Genomic DNA, 16,582 nt, shown 5'->3' with positions numbered 1-16,582 from the left:
GGGTCGTGCTACAGCAGGCCGGCGGCCTTGAGGCTGGTGCAGTCCGGGCACAGCCCAAATATTTCCACCGTGTGGGCCACTTCCGTATAGCCGTGCACCGCTGCGGTCCGGGTGGCCCAGGTTTCAACGGCCGGGGCCTCCACCTCCACAGCCTTGCCGCAGTTGCGGCACAGCAGGTGGTGGTGGTGGCCGGTGACCGCGCAGCGGCGGTACACCGCTTCGCCGTCGCCGTTGCGGAGCACATCCACGAGGCCCTCGTCAGCGAGGGACTGCAGGATCCGGTAGGCGGTGGCCAGCGAGACCGAATCGCCCTGGTTCTGCAGGATCCGGTACAGCTCCTGCGTGCTGACAAAATCACTGAGCGTGTCCAGGGCGGCGCTGACCGCCTTGCGCTGTTTGGTCACGCGTTGTTCCTTGCCCCCACTGGCCGGCGGCGGGGTGGTGGCGTCAGCCTGGGCTCCGAACGGCATGGAGGGACTGCCTTTCCGTGGGGATGGGTGCAACGCTACAGATTACCAGCCGCGGCGTCGTGGACAGGGTGCTGACCGGACCCTAGGCTGGCCGGATGAAGCTGACGAAATACACGCACGCCTGTGTCCGGCTCGAAAAGGACGGCCGGGTGCTGGTCCTTGACCCCGGCACGTTCTCCGAAACCGACCAGGCGCTGCCCGGCGCCGAAGCTATCCTGGTGACCCACGAACACCCTGACCACATTGATATGGCGGCAGTGGTTGAGGTGCTCAACGGCCCTGGCGCCCCGGCTGTCCACGCCCCGGCGGGAGTGGCGGAGAAACTGCGCGCCGAAGCACCCGGCGCCGCCGGAGCCATCCACACGGTGGATCCCGGCAGCACCTTTGAAGCGGCAGGCTTTGCCATCAGCAGTTTCGGCGGCCAGCACGCCCTGATCCACCCCCAGATTCCGGTGGTGGCCAACATCGGCTACCTGGTGGACGGGAACGTCTACCACCCGGGGGATTCCTTCATCATCCCGGACGGGATCAGCGTCAAGACACTGCTGGTGCCGCTGCACGCGCCCTGGTCCAAAATGTCCGAGGTGGTGGACTTCGTGATCGGTGTCCGGGCTCCGCAGGTGTACCAGATCCACGACGGGCTGCTCAACGCTGCCGGCCTGAAGATCGTGGAGACGCAGGTACAGCGGCTCGGCGCGAAATACGGCGTCACCTACACGCACCTTGAGCCGGGCGAGTCGGTGGAGGCCTAAACCGGCCAGGCGCCCGTCTCGAAGAACTCTGCGAGGATGGCTTCGTAGGGCGCCGGGTCCAGGCCCTGGGCCGCCAGCCAGGCAGGGTTGTAGTAGTTGCCCGCGTAGCGTTCGCCGCCGTCACACATCAGGGTGACAACGCTGCCGGTGCGGCCTGCCGCGAGCATCCCGGCCACCGTCTGCCAGACTCCCCAGAGGTTGGTTCCGGTGGAGGGCCCGGCGGCGAACCCCGTGAGGGTCCGCAGGTGCCGCATCGCGGCGACGGATGCCGCGTCCGGGACCTGGATCATGGCATCGATCACGGACGGCACAAAGCTGGGTTCCATCCTGGCGCGGCCGATTCCTTCGATGCGGGATGGCAACCCGGCGGGATCGGCGGCGCCCCGCCAGCCGGGGAGGAACGCCGAGTTTTCCGGGTCCACCACCAGCAGCTGCGTGGAATGGTTGTTGTAGCGGAGGTACCGACCGATGGTGGCGCTGGTGCCGCCGGTCCCGGCGCCCACCACGATCCAGTCCGGCACCGGATGTTCCTCGAGCCGGAGCTGGCCGAAGATGGACTCGGCGATGTTGTTGTTCCCACGCCAATCGGTGGCCCGTTCGGCGTAGGTGAACTGGTCCATGTAGTGGCCGTTGCAGGTGGCCGCCACTTCCTCAGCAGTGGCGTAGACCTCCGCGGCGTGGTCCACCAGCAGGCAGGAGCCCCCGAACTGCTCGATCAGGGCGATTTTCTCTGCGCTGGTGCTGCGTGCCATGACGGCGATGAACGGGAGCTCCAGGAGCTGGGCGAAATAAGCCTCGGACACGGCGGTACTGCCGCTGGAGGCTTCAACGATGGTGGTGTCGGACCGGATCCAGCCGTTCACCAGGCCGAATAGGAACAGGGACCGGGCCAGCCGGTGCTTCAGGCTGCCGGAACGGTGGGTGGACTCGTCCTTGAGGTACAGACCGATGCCCCAGTGTTCCGGCAGCGGGACCGAGTAGAGGTGGGTATCGGCGGAGCGGTTGTTTTCCGCCGCGATCTTCCGGATGGCCGCGTCCGCCCATGCCCGGTCGCTGCTTTTCCTGCTGCCGTGGTCCGGGGCGCTGCCCTGCTCGATCTTCACCGCACCAGCCTACCTGCGGCGCGGCCCCGCCCTTTAGAGTTGGAACCGAACGTCAAAGCACCGAAGGAGCCCCATGGAACCCCTGATGGATGTGGACCGGCTGGCCGGCCGCCTTGCCGCCGGTGAGCGGACGGTCCTCCTTGATGTGCGCTGGGCGCTGGGCGACCCCCACGGCCGTGACTACTACCTGGCCGAGCACCTGCCGGGCGCGGTATTTGTGGACCTCGCCGCCGAGCTTGCCGATCCGGCAGCGGAAGGCCGGGGCCGGCACCCGCTGCCGGAGGCGCGGGCATTCCAGGACGCCGCCAGGGGTTGGGGCCTGCGGTCCGGGGACGTGGTGGTGGCGTACGACGACAGCGGCAACATGGCCGCGGCCCGCTTGTGGTGGCTGCTTCGGGACGCCGGGATTGCCACCGTTTTCCTGCTCGACGGCGGCCTGGCCGCCTGGCGCGCGGCGGGGCTCCCGCTCGCCGCCGGTCCGGTGGTACCGGAACCGGGCGACATTGACCTTGCGGCGGGTGCAATGCCCGTCCTGGACGCCGCTGCGGCTGCGGAGTGGCCTGACCGCGGCCTGCTCCTGGATGCGCGGGCCGGGGAACGCTACCGCGGTGATGTGGAACCCGTCGACCCGCGCGCCGGCCACATCCCCGGGGCCGTCAGTGCGCCGGCGGCGGCGAACTTGGCGGCCAACGGGCTCTTCCTGCCGGCCGCGGACCTGCGCCGCAGGTTCGAGGCGCTGGGCGCGCGGGACGGCGTGCCGGTGGCCGTCTACTGCGGCTCCGGTGTTACCGCAGCACACCAGGTGGCGGCCCTGGAACTGGCCGGCTTCAGCGCTGCCCTGTATCCGGGATCATTCTCGGAATGGTCCAACCGGCCGGACCTTCCCGTGGCCACCGGCCCGGAACCGGACGGGTCGGAACGGCAGCCAACTGGCAACGCGGGCGGCCGCGGGGGTAGCGTCGCACTATGACCCCAGGACGCCCCGTACCCCCGCCCCTCGCCCAAACCATCAACCCCGTTGCCGACGGCGGCGTGCTGGCCGCCGCCTATGGCGCCACGTCGGGGGACAGCGGCCTGGTCCCGCTCACCGTTGCGCGGCGGGCGCCCAAGGCGGACGACGTCGAAATCGCCATCGAGTACTGCGGGCTGTGCCATTCCGATGTGCACGCCACCCGGGGGGAGTGGGGCAACCAGTCCTATCCGCTGGTTCCCGGCCACGAGATCGTGGGCACCGTCAGCCGCGTCGGCGCCGACGTTACGGACTTCGCGGCCGGCGACCGTGTGGGGGTGGGGTGCATGGTGGACTCGTGCCGGGAATGCGGCAGCTGCCTGGACGGCCTGGAGCAATACTGCGAAAACGGCATGACCGGCACCTATGGAGCCAAGGACCGGCGCAACGGGGACACCGTCACGCAGGGCGGCTATGCCACCTCTGTGGTGGTGGACCGGCGCTACGTGCTGCGGGTGCCGGAATCGCTGGATCCGGCCGCCGTGGCCCCGCTGCTGTGCGCTGGTGTCACCACGTTTTCCCCGCTCCGCCATTTCGACGTCGAAGAGGGCGACGTGGTGGGTGTTGTGGGCCTCGGCGGACTGGGTCACATGGCCGTCAAACTGGCCAAGGCCATGGGCGCAAAGGTGGTGGTTTTCACCACCTCCGAAGCCAAGGCGCCCGCAGCCCTGGAGCTCGGCGCGGACGACGTGGTCCTGTCGCGGGACCCTGCCGCAATGGCAGCGGCGGACCGTACCATCGACCTGATCATCGACACCGTGGCCGCACCCCACGACCTGAACCCCTTCTTCCGGACGCTGCGCGTGGACGGGGCCCTGTTCCAGCTGGGCCTGCCGTCCGAGGCCATGCCGCCGGTCAACCCGGGCGCGCTCATCCGCCGCCGGATTGCCTATGCCGGCTCCCTGATCGGCGGAATCGCCGAAACCCAGGAGATGCTGGACTTCTGCGCCGAACACGGCGTGGTGGCGGACATCGAACTGGTGGGCGCGGACCAGCTGAATGAGGCCTACCACCGGATGGTGGCCGGCGACGTGAAATACCGGTTTGTGCTGGACACCAGCACCCTGCAGGCACCCGCCAAGGAGGCAGACGCGTGAGCACGCTGTTCACCAAAATCATCAACGGCGAGATTCCGGGCCGCTTCGTCTGGCGCGAAGCCGATGTCGCCGCCTTCCTCACCACGGGGCCGCTTGCAGACGGCCACACCCTGGTGGTCCCCACCGAAGAAGTGGACCGGTGGACCGACGCGTCACCGGAAACCCTGGCCCGGGTCATGGAGGTTGCGCGCCGCATTGGCGCGGTCCAGGTGGACCTCTTCGGCGCCCCCCGGGCAGGCCTGCTGGTGGCCGGTTACGAGATCAACCACCTCCACGTCCATGTGTGGCCGTCCCGCAGCATGGCGGACTACGACTTCGGCTCCGTGGACCAGAACCCGGATCCGGTGGCACTGGATGGGCACGCGGCGAAACTCCGCCAGGGCCTCCGCGACGCCGGGTACGGCGCCGCGGTGCCGGGGGAACCGGGCTAAGCCGGGGCGAGTGCCTTGTTGAGCACGGCACGGATGCGTTTTTCCGAGACGGAGTAGGCGGTACCCAGCTCCACCGCAAACAGGCTGACCCGCAGTTCCTCGATCATCCAGCGCACCTGGGTTAATTCGTGCCCGGCGCGCCGGCCCGGCAGGAGGGCGGACACGGCGTCGTCGTAATCGTCCTCCAGCCGCTGGACCGCAGCCATCCCCAGCGCATCCCGCTGCACGTTGCCCGGGAGGCGTTCCAGGCGTTTCTCGATCGCAGCCAGGTAGCGCGGGAGCTGGCTGAGCTGGGAGTAGCCCGTGCGTGCCACAAAGCCGGGATGGACCAGGTTCTCCAGCTGGCTCCGGATGTCATTGAGGGCGCTGATGAGAGCCAGGCTGGTGGTGCCCTTCAGCTGCTTCTCGATCCGGCGGGCGCTGGCCAGGATCCGTTCCACCACGGCCGTGACGCTGAAGACGGTGTCGATCAGCTCGGCCCGCACGGTCTCATACAGCGCGTCGAAGGCTGCCCGGTCCCACGGCAGCTGGGCGGGGACCAGCTTGTCGATGGCTGCCAGGGCGCAGTCTGCGATCAGCGCCGTGACCGAGCCGTGCGGGTTCTGGCTGAACGTGAGCTTCTCGGTGTTGCTCAAGTGTTCGAGGACGTAGCGGTCGGGTGCCGGGACGCGCAGGGCCAGCAACCTGATGACGCCGCCCCGCATGGCAGCCTGCTGCTCGGCCGGAGTCTGGAACACGCGGAGGGACACTGACGTCCCCTGGTCCACCAGGGCGGGAAAGCCAGTTACAGTGTGGCCTTTGACCATGCTGCTGACCTGCTGCTGGAGGGTCCCCACCGACCACTCAACCAATCCGGTCTGTTCGGCGAAGCCGCCGGGCACCTGCCCCCGCCCCCCGGCAGCGGCTGTGCCGGCGTCGGGCCCTGTGCCGTTGCGTTTGACCTTTCCCCCGGCGGCAGGATCGGTTGTCGCAGGGGTGGCGCCGAGGGACTCGGCGATGGCACGCCGGGTGGCCGGTGCCAGCCGTTCCTGGAGCGCCGGCAGGTCCTTGCCCTCCTCCAGCACCTTGCCTTTGCTGTCCACCACCTTGAAGCTCACGCGCAGGTGAGGGGGAACGGCGTCCCAGTTCCACGATCCCGGCGGGATGACAGCACCGCGGAGCCGCCGGAGGGCCAGTTCGAGGGAGGCTTCGAGGTCATCCGCCGCCGGGTCGAAGTCGGCTTCGAGGACGGCTACCGTTTGGCGGGCGACGTCAGGAGCAGGCACGAAGTTTTTCCGGACCTGCTTGGGCAGCGACTTGATCAGGGCCGTTACCAGCTCCACACGTTGGCCCGGAATAAGCCACCGGAAGGGGGCGTCGTCGAGCTGGTTCAGGAAAAGGACCGGCACTTCTGCCGTCACGCCGTCGGACGGGTTGGGCGCAGAACCGGGAGCCACCGGGTGGAACTCGTAGCTCAGCGGCAGGTCGAATCCCTTGTGCAGCCAGGACTTGGGGTAGGCGGAATCGTCCAGGTCATCGGCGTCGTTGCTGATCAGCAACGACTTGTCATAGTCCAGCAGGTCCGGCTGCTCCCGGCGGGCGTCCTTCCACCACTTGTCGAAGTGCCGTTCGGAGACCACCTCAGCGCCTATCCGCGCGTCGTAGAACTCAAAAAGCGTCTCGTCATCCACCATGAGGTCCCGGCGGCGCATCCGCGCTTCCAGTTCCTCCACCTCGTGCAGGAGGGCCCGGTTGCGGTGGAAGAACTTGTGCTGGGTTTTCCAGTCGCCTTCCACCAGCGCATGGCGGATGAACAGCTCGCGGGCCAGGACCGGATCCACCCGGCCGTAGTTGATCTTCCGCTGGGCGATGATCGGTACCCCGTAGAGGGTGACCTTTTCGTAGGCCATCACCGAGCCCTGCCTGGTGGACCAGTGCGGCTCGCTGTAGCTGCGCTTCACCAGGTCCGGTGCCACCTGTTCCGCCCACAGCGGATCAAAGCGGGCTGCCACGCGTGCCCAGAGGCGGCTGGTCTCCACCAGCTCGGCGGCCATCACGAACGTGGGGGACTTCTTGAACAGCGCAGACCCGGGGAAAATTGCGAACCGGCTGCCCCGGGCGCCCGCGTATTCGCGCTTGCGTTCGTCCAGGATGCCGATGTGGCTCAGCAGGCCGGACAGCAGGCTGATGTGGATGCCTTCGTGGTTGCCCACGGGATCCACCTCGCGATTGTTGTCCAGGCTGATGCCCAGGGGGCGGGCCAGCTGGCGCAGCTGCGCGAAGAGGTCCTGCCACTCGCGGACGCGCAGGTAGTTGATGAACTCGTTGCGGCACAGGCGCCGGAATGCTGAGGAGGAGAGCTCCTGCTGCTTCTCCTGCAGGTAATTCCAGAGGTTCAGGAACCCGGTGAAATCCGAATTCTCGTCCTTGAACCGATTGTGCTTTTCGGCCGCGAGCTGCTGCTTGTCGGTGGGCCGTTCGCGCGGGTCCTGGATGGTGAGCGCGGCTGCCAGGATCATGACTTCGCGGACGCAGCCACGTTTGCCGGCCTCCACAATCATCCTGCCCAGGCGGGGATCCACCGGCAACTGCGCCAGCTGGTGCCCGACGGCGGTCAGCCCGCCGCCCTTTGCACCGCCCTTTGCGCCGGCCGGCTGCGCCGCTGCCAGGGCGCCGAGTTCGCGGAGCAGGGTGACGCCGTCGTTGATGGCCCGAGACTCGGGCGGCTCCACGAAGGGAAACTCTTCAACGTCCTTGGGCCCGCGTGCCACACCCATGGCGGTCATCTGCAAAATGACCGCGGCAAGGTTGGTGCGCAGGATCTCAGGATCGGTGAAGAGGGGGCGGGACTCGAAGTCCTCCTCCGAGTACAGCCGGATGGCGATGCCGTCCGACACACGGCCGCACCGGCCCGAACGCTGGTTGGCGGATGCCTGCGAAACCCGTTCGATGGGCAGCCGCTGGACTTTGGTGCGGTGCGAGTAGCGGGAGATGCGGGCGGTGCCCGTGTCGATCACGTACTTGATGCCTGGCACGGTCAGCGAGGTTTCCGCCACGTTGGTGGCCAGGACAATGCGGCGTTTGGAACCCGGGTGGAACACCTTGTGCTGTTCCTGCAGGCTCAGCCGGGCAAACAGTGGCAGGACCTCGGTGCCCGCCAGCCTGCGGTTGGACTGGATCCGGGCTTGCAGCGCTTCTGCAGCGTCCCGGATTTCGCGTTCACCGGAGAAGAACACCAGGATGTCGCCGGGGGCCTCGGAAGCCAGTTCGTCCACAGCGTCGCAGACCGCGTCCAGCGGGTCCCGGTCCTCCTCGAGTTCATCGTCCGAGCCCTCGTCCTGGTCGTCCTTGGGCTGCGAGAGCGGCCGGTAGCGGATTTCCACCGGGAAGGTCCGGCCGGAGACCTCGATGATCGGTGCCGGCTGCTCCGGCGTGCCGAAATGGTTGGCGAACCGCTCTGGATCAATGGTGGCGGAGGTGATGATGACCTTCAGGTCCGGGCGCTGCGGCAGGATCCGCCGCAGGTAGCCCAGGATGAAGTCGATGTTCAGGCTGCGCTCATGCGCTTCATCGATGATGATCGCGTTGTATTTGCGCAGCAGCTTGTCGCGCTGGATCTCGGCCAGCAGGATGCCGTCCGTCATCAGCTTGACCTTGGTGTTGCGGCTGACTTCACCGGTGAAGCGGACCTGGAAGCCCACCTCCTGGCCGATGTCCACGCCCAGTTCCTCCGCAATGCGTTCGGCCACCGTGCGTGCCGCCAGCCGCCGGGGCTGGGTATGGCCGATCAGGCCGTTCTCGCCCAGGCCCAGTTCAAGGCACATTTTGGGGATCTGGGTGGTCTTTCCGGAACCGGTCTCGCCGGCAATGATTGTCACCTGGTTGGCGGCAATGGCGGCCATCAGGTCGTCGCGGCGCTCGGAAACCGGCAGCTCGGCGGGATAGGAAATATGAAAAGTCATGGCTGCTGACAGTCTACTGCCGCAGCCGGGCCGCCCAGGGGCCGGTCCGGACCCCGGACGTCAGAAGAGGCGGCTGGTGTGGCTGGAACTGGGCAGTTCCAAGGCTGACCAGTCCAGGCGGGAGTCGATGCGGGGCAAGTGACCACGACCGTCGTGGAGGATCGCGGCAACCGTGGCTGCCACGACCAGGAGGACAGAAACGATGAGGATGCTGACGAAGATTTCCATGTCTTCATCGTGATCCCGGGCCGGCAGCAAAAACAGTGGCAGAAACGACCAAAAAGCGTGAATTACTGCCACACTGGAAATATGCTCAAAACAGTGGCAGTCATTGTGGTGTCTAACGTTTCGATGTTCGAGTTCGGCACCGCCTGCGAGGTGTTCGGCATCGACCGGTCCCGGCGGGGCAACGGCGTTCCCGCTTTCGATTTCCGGGTGTGCACGCCCGTCCCGGGCAGCGTGACACTCGAATCCGGGCTTTCCATGAATGTGGAGCTTGGCCTGGACGCCACCCTGGACGCCGACCTCGTCATCATGACCCCTTATGGCGGGGACGCGGAACTGCCGGAGCCGGTGCTCGCGGCCCTGCGCGCCGCAGATAAGAGGGGCGCCTGGGTGATGTCGATCTGCTCGGCTGTGTTCGCGCTTGCCAGGGCAGGGCTGCTGGCGGACCGGCGGTCCACCACGCATTGGCGGCATTCGCAGGAGCTGGCCACCTCCTATCCCGGCGTTGAGGTGGACGAAAACGTGCTCTACGTCCAGGACGGGAACATCATTTCCTCTGCCGGCACGGCTGCGGGAATCGATGCCTGCCTGCATCTTGTCCGGGTGGAACTCGGGGCCCAGGTGGCCGCCGCGATCGCCCGGGACATGGTGGTACCGCCACACCGGGACGGCGGCCAGGCCCAGTTCATCGAGCGGCCCATCCCCACCTGCGGCTCGGCACCCATGGCCGAACTCCTGCGCTGGATGGTGGGCAACCTGGACCGGGAACACTCCGTCAACGACCTTGCCGCCCAGGTGCACATGTCCGCCCGTACCTTTGCCCGCCGGTTCCGCTCGGAAACGGGCGCGACGCCCGCTGCCTGGCTGAATTCCCAGCGTGTGCTCCGTGCGCAGGAGCTGCTTGAGTCAACGGACTTGAACATCGACGAGGTGGCCAGGCAATCCGGTTTTGGCCACCCGGTGCTGCTGCGGCACCACTTCGCCAAAGTCCTCGATACCAGTCCGCAGTCCTACCGGCGGGCGTTCCGCGGCCAGTTGGCAGGCGTGGGCTGAGCGGACCACTCAGGCGGGGTCGGTACCCGGCTCGGCGCGGGCTTCTTCGGCGGCGGCCCGGGCGCTGTCCACCAGGATCCGCCACGGGCCGGTAACCGCCCGTTCCGGTAGGGCCGCACGCCGCTGGCCGGCGCGGATGGAGTAGATGAAACGGTCAGGCACGGCGTCTGAAAACGCCTGCGCTGCCGCGCGCGTGGTCCTGGGCACTGCGTCCCAGGGGCATGCCTCCACCAGGAACTGCCACTCGTTAATGGCTGTCTCGGACTGGGCCTCAACGGTCCAGACCCTGGTTATTGCCGCAATTCCGCCGGTCCGTTCCACACTGATCTTCATGGCCTGGTTCCTGGGTTCCTGCTGCCCCGCTGCCCGTCGCCGGGCCGCGGGGAGCTCCGTTTAGAGCTTGACCTTCACAGTTTCCCACGCCTTGGCCACGGCGTCATGCTCTGCTGAGCCGGCACCAAAAATTTCCACGGCGGACGCGGCGGTGGCACGGGCAAAAACACCGAATGTTGCCGTTGGTGGCAGGGAACCGCCTGTCAGGGTGTCGTACCAGATCCGGCCCGGGGCGTCCCAGGCGTTCCCGCCCAGCGCTTGGGCGACGAGGTAGAAGGCACGGTTGGGGATGCCGGAGTTGATGTGCACGCCGCCGTTGTCAGCGCTGGTGCGCACATACGTATCCATGGAGTCAGGCTGCGGATCCTTGCCCAGCACGTCGTCGTCGTACGCGGTACCCGGCGCCTTCATGGAACGCAGCGCAGTGCCCTGCACTTCGGGCGTAAAAAGGCCTTCGCCGATCAGCCAGCTGGCCTCTGCAGCGGACTGTTTTCCGACGTACTGCTCCACCAGGGCGCCAAAGACGTCCGACATCGACTCGTTCAGCGCGCCGGCCTGGTTACGGTATACCAAGGCGGCAGTGAACTGGGTGACGCCGTGCGCCAGTTCATGGCCGATCACGCTCAGGGACTTGGTGAACCGGTCAAAGACCTCGCCGTCACCGTCGCCGAAGACCATCTGGTTGCCGTCCCAGAAGGCGTTGTCATACAGCTTGCCAAAGTGGACCGTGGCATCCAGGCCCAGGCCGTTGCCGTCCACGGAGTTCCGGCCAAAAACGTCCGCGTAGAGCCGGTGGGTGGAGCCCAGCCCGGCGTAGGCCTCATCCTGGGCCAGGTCTCCGGTGTCCGGTTCGCCTTCCTTGCGGACCAGCTTCCCCGGCAGGACTTCAGCGTTGCCGGCGTCGTAGATGGTCCGGTTCACCGGCCCCGGAGCTGTCTGGCGCACGCCGGCCGGGCCGGCCGCTGCCGACCGGGTCCGGGCCGCCTGCACTGACCGGACATGGACCAGGGCTTCCCGGGCGGCCCGGGCCGCTGCGGAAAACTGCGGCGCATCCTGGCGCGCCAGCCGCCGCAGCAGATACGGCGGGACGATGGTGCAGAACGGCGTGTGCATGGCGTTACCTCCTGGAGTCGGTGGAACCAGACTACGAGGGGGTGCCGACAATCCAGTGCAGGCTCACCTGCCGGAAAACCGGACCGGTGGTGCACGGTGGGTTAAACAAAACCACCCCGGCAGGACCGGGGTGGTTTTGGCTGGTGCCCTCGATAGGATTCGAACCTACGACCTTCTGCTCCGGAGGCAGACGCTCTATCCCCTGAGCTACGAGGGCAATCCGGGGTTCCTGCCGTTTCCGGCGGGACGTCCTAGAGCTTAGCAGTAAGGTGGCCCGCAAGGAAAAACGGCCGCTGCGGGGGTGGTGTGGGGCACCTTCCGGCAGCCTTCAGTAGCCCGCGAACGAGTCCGTGTGGACGCGCCGGGCGCCGGCTGCCCTGGCCGCACGGCGCAGCGAGGCGACGCTGGCCGGTGAACCGGAGACGTAGACCTCCCGCGCCCCGATGTCAGGGACCAGCGCCTTGAGTGCTGCCGGGTCCAGCCGGGTGCCCCCGTTGGGTGTGCCGGCCAGGTCCGGGGGCGGCGCAGAACCGTCCGCCAGGTGGACCACCACACGCAGGCCCGAAGCGCGCAGCTCATCGGCATAGGCCACCTCGGCGGCGCTCCGGGCCAGCAGCAGCAGGACCGCGTCGCGGTCCCGCAGCCCGCCGGAGGACAGATGGGACAGGTACGGGGTGATGCCGATTCCTGCGGCAACCAGCAGCACCGGCTGCTGCCGGTTCCGGGGGAGGACAAAATCGCCGCCCACGGAGGTGGCGCGGAGCTTATCGCCGGGCTCCAGCGCCAGGAGGGCCTTCTTGGCGGCGGAGAGGGGACCGGCGGTCCGGACGCCGAAGGTTACCTGCCGCGCATCCGGTGCGCCCGTCAGGCTGAAGACCCGGCGCCGGCCCTTGCCGTCCGACTTGGCGTGCGGCAGGTCGAGCTCCATGTACTGGCCCGGCTGGAAACGTACCGGCCGGGCAGGGGTGAAGGAGAACTCGGTGGTGGTGGGCGTCAGCTGGCGGGTGCCTTCCAGCCGCAGCGTCACGCCGCCGCGCTGGCCCAGCATAAAGGCCAGCAGGTTACCCAGCAGCAACGCGGCCTCGGGGGAGTTGGCGAGGAAGCCGAAGTTGTACGGAACCGCAAAGACCACACCCACAACGGCAGCAAGTGCCAGCTGCTGCCAGCGGCGCGGCGGAAGGGTCAGCGGCTCCGTGAGCATAAAACCCACGAAGAAAAGCACCGGCCGTTGCGCCAGCGCCTGCCAGAGGCCCGTCCCGGCGCTCATGCCGGCACGGATCAGCTCCACAGTGATGATGGACGTGGACGCCGCCACAAAAACGGCAGCCATCAGGGCTTTCCGGGTCCGGTACAGCACCAAAAGGACGCCCGGGACCAGCAGGAACAGCATGGCTGGTGTGGCGGCCCACCAGGTGGCAATGTTCAGGCCGGTCAGGCCCGTGACGAAGGCGCCGGCGGCGGCGGGGTTGAAAACATGCCGGCCACGCCACGCCAGGGCATATTTGGAGGCGGAAGCCAGGACGCAGGCCAGCGCCACCCCTGCCACGTCCATCACCTGGAACGAGGGCCAGAACAGGAAATAGATCAGCAGGCCGGTGATCAGGGCGGACTCGGAGTGCGGCTGTACCCGGAACAGTGCGGCCAGGGCCCGGTTGGCGGTGTAGGTCAGCGCCAGGCACAGGACAAGGTGGGCCAGCATCTCGGGGATCCCGAAGGTGAGCCAGCCCAGGACATCCAGCAGCAGGCTGTAGGCCACCAGGACTGCAAGGACCAGGAGCACCAGCCGGTACATGGTGAGCCGGCCCAGGGCGGTGTCCACTGTGCCGGCAAGGGAAGGGGCAGGGCCCGCCTTGGGTGTTTCCACGGAACTCATGTGAACAGTTTCCCTTCAAAGTCGGCGGAGTGGGCGGCGCTGCCGTCGGAAAAGACGGTCAGCCAGGAAAAGTCGAATGACTCCTCAAGCGCAGGCCCGGGTGAAAAAAACAGTGCTGTGGCCAGGGCATCCGCCACCATTGCGGTCTCCGCCATGGCCCAGGTGGCCACGGCGGTCCGCACAGGCAGGCCGGTGGTGCCGTCCAGGACGTGGTGGAGCCCATCGCCCCACACCCGCCGGTTCGCGGCCGAGGCGCACAGGGACCGCCCCGCCAACTCCACCACCCCGATGGCCTGCCGGGGGTTGTAGGGATGTTCGAGGCCCACGCAGACGGTGCCCGGGCCGCGGGCCAGGAGGTCGCCGCTGCCATCAATCAGGAAGGCGTCGTGGCCCGCGGCAGTAAGGTCCGCGGCCAGCAGGTCCACCAGCAGCCCCTTGCCTGCTGCGCCGATATCCAGGACCACCGGCCCGTTGACGGTGAGGGTGGCGCCGGTCCAGTCCAGGCGGCCGTCCCAGGCCGGCGCCGGAAGGGGCGCGCCGGTTGGCTGCAGGGAGTACTGCGCGTCGTAGCCCAGGCGCTCCAGGCTGCTGCCGATCAGGGGCGTCATGGCACCCCCGGTGATCCGGTACAGCGTCCGATACAGTTCCCCCAGGGCTGAGGCCTCTGCGGGGAAGGTGTAGCTGCCCGCGGCCCGGGCCATGGCCGCCACCCGTGAGTCGTCCCGGAAACGGGACCACACGCCGTCGAACGTTTCCACCGTCGCCAGCAGCGCCGTCCGGAGGGGGCCGGACAGCGGGCGCGGCGTGGTGATTTCCCACTGCGTGCCGATGCCCGCAAAGGAAAATGCCGCGCCGTCCGCTGCCGGCACCGCCTACTTCGCCTCGGACTTGATCTGTTCCACTGCGTCGTTGAAACCGCCACTGGTCAGTGACGAGCCGGCCACCTTGGAGACGTTGAGGCCGTCAATGTCCTTACCCACAATCTGACCGGCGATACCACCGGCGAACTCACCCTGGAACTTGCGGGTGTTGGGGTTGGAAGGGTGCGTGGTGATCTGCACGTCCGTGACTTTGCCGGCCGCCAGGGTCAGCTCCACACCGACGGTCTCGGTCCCGTTGGGGGAGACATAGTTGCCGTCCGCGCTGTAGGTGCCGTCCTTGTAGGCGGAGGCACCGCCGGATCCCGTGGTGGCCATCGAAGTGGATGACGTGCCCGTGGTGGGTGCGGCCGCCGGCGTCTCCGCGGCAGATGTGTTGGCGGGGTCGCCGCCGGAAGCGGCGGGCGCGCAGCCTGCCACGGCGCCGATCAGGGAAAGGCCTGCCATTCCGGCGTAAACGCCCTTGCGTACTGAGGGTCTCATGTGGGGCTCTCGTTTCGTCATTGGTTCATCCGGCGGTGGTTACTGTTATGTCAACGTCGGAGCAAGCCTATTGGTTCAGTCGGACCCGGTTGCCTCCATCACCTGCGGGCCCGCAGCGGGTCCGCCGTAAGATTCTTTGCTGTCCCGGGCCCCCGGTAGGCTAGGAGGGTGACTCCCGAAGAACTCTCCCTCGCCATATCCGCCTGCCTGAAGGACGCCGTTGCTGCCGGCGAAATCAGCCTGGCAGCGTCAGCAGTGCCGGACGAGGTGCGCGTGGAGCGACCCAAGAACCGGGACCACGGCGACTGGGCCACCAACATCGCACTGCAGCTGGCCAAGCCCGCCGGAATGAACCCCCGCGATCTCGCCACCGTCCTCCGCACCCGCCTGGCCTCGATCGACGGCGTCTCCGCCGTGGACATTGCCGGACCGGGCTTCCTCAACATCACCGTCGACGCCGCCGCAGCCGGCGCCCTCGCCAAGGTGATTGTGGAGGCAGGCCGGACCTACGGCACCAACACCGCGCTCGCCGGCCACACCGTCAACATGGAGTTTGTTTCCGCGAACCCCACGGGCCCGCTGCATATCGGCCATACCCGCTGGGCCGCCCTCGGTGACGCCATTGCCCGCGTCCTGCGGGCCTCCGGCGCCCGGGTCACCACCGAGTACTACATCAACGACGCCGGCTCGCAGATGAACGTCTTTGCCAACTCCGTGTACTCGCGGTTGCATGGCCGCCCGGTACCCGAGGGCGGCTATCCCGGCCAGTACATCGCCGACCTGGGCCATGAAGTGCTCACCGTTCACCCGGACATCCGCGAACTCACCGAGGTGGCGGCCGTCCCCGTGATCCGGGCCGCGGCGTACAAGGCGCAGCTTAAGGACATCAAAACCACCCTTGCGGACTTCGGCGTCGAATTCGACGTCTACTTCTCCGAGCAGGAACTGCACGACGGCGGCGCGATCGAAAGTGCCGTGGCGCGCCTGCGCGAACAGGGCCACGTGTTCGACGACGGCGGCGCGGTCTGGCTGCGGACCACCGACTTCGGGGACGACAAGGACCGGGTGATGATCCGCGCGAACGGCGAGCCCACGTACTTCGCTGCGGACGCCGCGTATTACCTGTCCAAGAAGGACCGCGGCTTCCCGGAGAAGATCTACCTCCTGGGCGCCGACCACCACGGCTACATCAACCGGCTCAAGGCCATCGCCGCCTGCGCCGGGGACGATCCCGAGGCCAACATCGAGGTCCTGATCGGCCAGCTGGTGTCCGTCAACGGCGCCAAGCTGTCCAAGCGCGCCGGCAACATCATCGAGCTCAGGGACCTGGTCGACTGGCTGGGCAAGGACGCGGTGCGCTACTCGCTGGCCCGGTTCCCGGCCGATTCGCCGCTGACCCTTGACCCGGAACTGCTGAAGAAAAACAGCAACGAGAACCCGGTGTTCTACGTCCAGTACGCCCACGCACGGTCCCGCGGTGCTGCCCGCAACGCCGTGGCCGCCGGTGTTGACCGCTCCGTGTTTGAGGCCGCGCTGCTGGACCACACAACGGAAAACGAACTGCTCTCCCACCTGGGCAGCTACCCCTCCATCGTGGCCAAGGCCGCGGAACTGCGCGAACCGCACCGCGTGGCCCGGCACCTGGAACTCATCGCGGGCGCCTACCACCGCTGGTATGACGCCTGCCGGGTGGCCCCGATGGGGGAGGAACCGGTTACCGACGTGAACCGCACCCGCCTCTGGCTCAACGACGCCACCAGCCAGGTCCTGGCCAACGGCCTTGACCTGCTGGGCGTCTCCGCGCCGGAACGGATGTGACAG

General features: G+C 67.6%; 15 protein-coding genes and 1 tRNA gene. 6 read left to right on the top strand and 10 right to left on the bottom strand.

Annotation, left to right across the window (positions count from 1 at the left end; all coding sequences use genetic code 11):
* Window positions 1–8: 8 nt before the first annotated feature.
* On the bottom strand, window positions 9–470 hold the full coding sequence (locus ACRB8A_RS12195; protein WP_432244782.1) for a Fur family transcriptional regulator: 462 nt from the start codon (window positions 468–470) through the stop codon (window positions 9–11).
* 95 nt (window positions 471–565) lie between these two features.
* On the opposite strand from ACRB8A_RS12195, the gene ACRB8A_RS12190 reads away from it, so the two are divergent.
* Window positions 566–1,222 (top strand): MBL fold metallo-hydrolase, encoded by a 657-nt coding sequence (locus ACRB8A_RS12190; RefSeq protein WP_432244781.1) that lies wholly within the window; start codon window positions 566–568, stop codon window positions 1,220–1,222.
* Here ACRB8A_RS12190 and ACRB8A_RS12185 read toward each other — a convergent pair.
* Window positions 1,219–2,325 (bottom strand): PLP-dependent cysteine synthase family protein, encoded by a 1,107-nt coding sequence (locus tag ACRB8A_RS12185; protein ID WP_432244780.1) that lies wholly within the window; start codon window positions 2,323–2,325, stop codon window positions 1,219–1,221. The two genes, ACRB8A_RS12190 and ACRB8A_RS12185, sit on opposite strands and share 4 nt — an antisense overlap.
* 73 nt (window positions 2,326–2,398) lie before the next feature.
* Between ACRB8A_RS12185 and ACRB8A_RS12180 the strand changes: the two genes are divergently transcribed.
* From ACRB8A_RS12180 to ACRB8A_RS12170, 3 genes are read left to right on the top strand one after another with little or no spacing between them, the layout of a single operon-like run.
* Entirely contained in the window at window positions 2,399–3,295 is an 897-nt protein-coding gene (locus tag ACRB8A_RS12180; protein WP_432244779.1) for a sulfurtransferase, read from the top strand.
* Window positions 3,292–4,431, top strand: a complete 1,140-nt coding sequence (locus ACRB8A_RS12175; protein WP_056597236.1) for an NAD(P)-dependent alcohol dehydrogenase — start codon at window positions 3,292–3,294, stop codon at window positions 4,429–4,431. The genes ACRB8A_RS12180 and ACRB8A_RS12175 overlap by 4 nt, the downstream gene beginning before the upstream one ends.
* The gene (locus ACRB8A_RS12170) at window positions 4,428–4,862 is read left to right on the top strand and encodes an HIT family protein (protein ID WP_050686826.1); all 435 of its coding nucleotides are present in this window, start codon (window positions 4,428–4,430) and stop codon (window positions 4,860–4,862) included. The genes ACRB8A_RS12175 and ACRB8A_RS12170 overlap by 4 nt, the downstream gene beginning before the upstream one ends.
* On the opposite strand, the gene hrpA is transcribed toward ACRB8A_RS12170, so the two are convergent.
* Complete coding sequence (hrpA, locus tag ACRB8A_RS12165) at window positions 4,859–8,803, bottom strand: ATP-dependent RNA helicase HrpA (RefSeq protein WP_432244778.1); 3,945 nt, start codon at window positions 8,801–8,803, stop codon at window positions 4,859–4,861. The two genes, ACRB8A_RS12170 and hrpA, sit on opposite strands and share 4 nt — an antisense overlap.
* Window positions 8,804–8,863: 60 nt before the next feature.
* Window positions 8,864–9,031, bottom strand: a complete 168-nt coding sequence (locus ACRB8A_RS12160) for a hypothetical protein (protein ID WP_164468841.1) — start codon at window positions 9,029–9,031, stop codon at window positions 8,864–8,866.
* 81 nt (window positions 9,032–9,112) lie between these two features.
* On the opposite strand from ACRB8A_RS12160, the gene ACRB8A_RS12155 reads away from it, so the two are divergent.
* Window positions 9,113–10,081: a GlxA family transcriptional regulator gene (locus ACRB8A_RS12155; RefSeq protein WP_050686824.1), complete on the top strand. Its 969-nt coding sequence runs from the start codon at window positions 9,113–9,115 to the stop codon at window positions 10,079–10,081.
* A gap of 9 nt (window positions 10,082–10,090) precedes the next feature.
* Here ACRB8A_RS12155 and ACRB8A_RS12150 read toward each other — a convergent pair whose 3' ends face one another.
* The 6 genes from ACRB8A_RS12150 to ACRB8A_RS12125 all read right to left on the bottom strand — a co-directional run bounded on the left by ACRB8A_RS12150 (window position 10,091) and on the right by ACRB8A_RS12125 (window position 14,761).
* Window positions 10,091–10,414, bottom strand: coding sequence for a protealysin inhibitor emfourin (locus ACRB8A_RS12150; RefSeq protein WP_050686822.1), 324 nt, complete (start codon window positions 10,412–10,414; stop codon window positions 10,091–10,093).
* A 60-nt stretch (window positions 10,415–10,474) separates the two neighbouring features.
* Window positions 10,475–11,527, bottom strand: a complete 1,053-nt coding sequence (locus tag ACRB8A_RS12145; protein WP_432244777.1) for a M4 family metallopeptidase — start codon at window positions 11,525–11,527, stop codon at window positions 10,475–10,477.
* Between the two features lie 141 nt (window positions 11,528–11,668).
* A tRNA-Arg gene (locus ACRB8A_RS12140) sits at window positions 11,669–11,744 on the bottom strand.
* Between the two features lie 111 nt (window positions 11,745–11,855).
* Window positions 11,856–13,400, bottom strand: a complete 1,545-nt coding sequence (locus tag ACRB8A_RS12135; RefSeq protein ID WP_432244776.1) for a ferredoxin--NADP reductase — start codon at window positions 13,398–13,400, stop codon at window positions 11,856–11,858.
* Window positions 13,397–14,269, bottom strand: coding sequence for an FAD:protein FMN transferase (locus tag ACRB8A_RS12130; RefSeq protein WP_432244775.1), 873 nt, complete (start codon window positions 14,267–14,269; stop codon window positions 13,397–13,399). The genes ACRB8A_RS12135 and ACRB8A_RS12130 overlap by 4 nt, the downstream gene beginning before the upstream one ends.
* Window positions 14,270–14,272: 3 nt before the next feature.
* Entirely contained in the window at window positions 14,273–14,761 is a 489-nt protein-coding gene (locus tag ACRB8A_RS12125) for an FMN-binding protein (protein ID WP_285240763.1), read from the bottom strand.
* A gap of 168 nt (window positions 14,762–14,929) precedes the next feature.
* Here ACRB8A_RS12125 and argS point away from each other — a divergent pair, with 168 nt between their 5' ends.
* Window positions 14,930–16,579 (top strand): arginine--tRNA ligase, encoded by a 1,650-nt coding sequence (gene argS / locus ACRB8A_RS12120; RefSeq protein WP_050686816.1) that lies wholly within the window; start codon window positions 14,930–14,932, stop codon window positions 16,577–16,579.
* The last annotated feature ends 3 nt before the right edge of the window (window positions 16,580–16,582 follow it).

Source organism: Arthrobacter sp. G.S.26 (genome assembly GCF_050847375.1).
Classification (GTDB): domain Bacteria; phylum Actinomycetota; class Actinomycetes; order Actinomycetales; family Micrococcaceae; genus Arthrobacter.
The sequence above is the reverse complement of the archived record's forward strand: the minus strand, read 5'-3'. Positions and strand labels throughout refer to the sequence as shown.